Origin of the sequence: Bowmanella dokdonensis (assembly GCF_017254865.1) — a bacterium.
Classification (GTDB): Bacteria; Pseudomonadota; Gammaproteobacteria; order Enterobacterales; family Alteromonadaceae; genus Bowmanella; species Bowmanella dokdonensis.
In genome coordinates this window covers 1-441 of record NZ_JAFKCV010000096.1, presented here as the reverse complement: position 1 = coordinate 441, position 441 = coordinate 1, and the positions used below count along the sequence as shown (strand labels likewise).

Genomic DNA, 441 nt, shown 5'->3' with positions numbered 1-441 from the left:
CACGTTCACCAATGGTGGTGATCTTAGCCATATGTAACGACAGGCCAAAGGCGACAAATTGCTGGCTGACTTTAGCCAATAGCCCCGGCGCGTCAAGGGCTTCCAGTTCCAACAGTGTCATATTGGCCTGGTTGGTAAAAAAGCGCATTTTTGTGGGGACGCTTAATTGTTTCATACGCCTTGGCATCTTGCGGTTGTTTATATGCTGATGACCAGGCTTGGCCAGTTGGGTCAGTATGGCGTTTTTCAGACTCTGGCGACGGGAAGCGGAATCAATGCGGCCACCGTCCTGTTCAAGAATTATAAAGCTATCCAGTACATAACCATCCTGAGTGCCCATTATCTGAGCATCATGAATGGAACAATTGCGGCTATCCAATACCGAGGCTACCTGAGCAAATAAACTGGCGCGATCGCGCCCGTACAGCATCAATTCGGTTC

General features: G+C 49.4%; 1 pseudogene. It reads right to left on the bottom strand.

The features are described 5' to 3' along the window. Positions 1-441: pseudogene (locus J0A66_RS21710) on the bottom strand ([protein-PII] uridylyltransferase); the annotation flags it as partial.